The organism is Micromonospora sp. NPDC050695 (assembly GCF_040654415.1).
Classification (GTDB): domain Bacteria; phylum Actinomycetota; class Actinomycetes; order Mycobacteriales; family Micromonosporaceae; genus Micromonospora.
The window spans coordinates 1-1,735 of sequence record NZ_JBFAHZ010000139.1 but is presented as its reverse complement, the minus strand read 5'-3'; the positions used below and the strand labels follow the sequence as shown (position 1 = coordinate 1,735).

Genomic DNA, 1,735 nt, shown 5'->3' with positions numbered 1-1,735 from the left:
ATCGGTCGCAGCCGCGACGACGAGCAGCCACATTCAAGTGGCACACCGACAGCAGCAGGCAGCCCCGAATCAGAATCCGCACTACGCGTACTCGATGTCTCCCCCTGCTACAGATCTTGCGCCACCACAGCGACGGTGACGGAGATCCGGGAGCAAAAGGTCAGGTTTGTCCACTGTGGGTCGGGGTGATCTTCGCGGGTCGGGGGCGTAGGCCGGAGGGACGAGGTATCCCGACGGAGGTGGGCTGTCCGACCGAGGGCGGGTGAAGCGTGAGGCGGTGCGGCGGCAGGCGGCCGGGTGGTTCGTGCAGGACGTGCCGGTTGCGGAGGTCGCCCGGCGGTTGCGGGTGTCGCAGACAGCGGTGTACGGCTGGCGGAAGCGGTGGCGTGCCGAAGGTGAGGCCGGGTTGGCGTCGAAAGGGCCGAGTGGTTCCGCTGCCGCCTGGACGCCGGCCGGCTGCGGCGCCTGGCCGATGCCCTGGATGAAGGGCCAGCCGCGCACGGGTTCGGCGAGGACCAGCGGTGGACCCTGGCGCGGGTGTCGGATCTGATCGCTCGGATGTTCCGCACCCGGTACACGCTGCGCGGCACCTCATATTTGCTGCACCGCATCGGCTGGTCGGTGCAGGTCCCGTCGCACCGGCCCGTCGAGCGTGACGCCGACGCGGTCGCGACGTGGCGGCGGGAGGTGTGGCCGGCGGGAAAACGGTAGCGGCGCAGCGACGCGTGGATCTGCTTCGAGGACGAGGCCGGTCAGACGCTGCGCCCACCGAAGGCCCGCACCTGGGGCCGACGCGGCGAGACTCCGGTGATTCCGGTGTCGGGTAAGGGTTCTGGCCGGGTCTCGATCGCGGGGCTGGTCTGCGTGAAGCCGGGCCGACGCAGCCGGTTGATCTACCGAACGATCACCCACCGCGGCCGCAAGAACGAACGACGCAGCTTCGCCGAAGCCGATGACATCGCCCTGCTCGACGCAGCCCACCAGCAGCTCGGCGGTCCGATCGTGCTCGTCTGGGACAACCTCAATACCCACATCAGCGCCGCGATGCGGCAGATGATCAACGGCCGGGACTGGCTACACGTGATTCGTCTGCCGGCCTACACCCCCGACCTCAACCCCACCGAGCAGGTGTGGTCACACCTCAAACGCAGCATCGGCAACCTCGCCGCCCGCGGCGTCGATCATCTCCAGGCGATCGTCAAGAACCGACTCAAACGCATCCAGTACCGGGCCGACCTGCTCGACAGCTTCCTCGCCCACACCGGCCTGACCCTCGAACCCGACTCAACCTAACCATTCAAGATCTGTATCACCGGGGACTGCGGCACATCCTGTGGATGGCCGCCTTCACCGCCGCCCGAGAATGCCCCACGTCGCGTGCCTACTACGATAAGAAACGCGCCGAAGGAAAGAACCACCGCCAAGCCGTACTCGCCCTCGCACGACGACGTGTCGATGTCCTCTGGGCCCTGATCCGCGACCGCAAAACCTTCAGCCGACCGGCAGTAGCCGTCCGCGCCGCAGCCTGAACCAGCACGCTCCCCGCCGACACGAACCCATCGCGCCGGCCAATCGACCCGGCCCATCAAGATCAACCGAAGTCACATAGAGACTCGACGCGTGGGAGCACGCCTACTACCTGGGGAGTGTCAAGTTAACGGCTGATCTTGGTTGTTGAGGTGGTCAGTCGTTGGCCGGGGTGAGCCGGCCCTCGAAGGCGATCTGGAAGGCGTTC

The 1,735-nt window shown here is 67.0% G+C and carries 3 protein-coding genes and 1 pseudogene; all 4 read left to right on the top strand.

What is annotated here, in order from left to right:
• The first annotated feature begins 262 nt into the window (after positions 1-262).
• Complete coding sequence (locus AB0H52_RS31920; RefSeq protein ID WP_357952004.1) at positions 263-550, top strand: helix-turn-helix domain-containing protein; 288 nt, start codon at positions 263-265, stop codon at positions 548-550.
• On the top strand, positions 538-711 hold the full coding sequence (locus AB0H52_RS31915; protein ID WP_357952002.1) for a winged helix-turn-helix domain-containing protein: 174 nt from the start codon (positions 538-540) through the stop codon (positions 709-711). The genes AB0H52_RS31920 and AB0H52_RS31915 overlap by 13 nt, the downstream gene beginning before the upstream one ends.
• 18 nt (positions 712-729) lie before the next feature.
• Complete coding sequence (locus AB0H52_RS31910; RefSeq protein WP_357952006.1) at positions 730-1,293, top strand: transposase; 564 nt, start codon at positions 730-732, stop codon at positions 1,291-1,293.
• Between the two features lie 41 nt (positions 1,294-1,334).
• Positions 1,335-1,529, top strand: a pseudogene (locus tag AB0H52_RS31905) (IS110 family transposase); the annotation flags it as partial.
• Positions 1,530-1,735 lie beyond the last annotated feature (206 nt).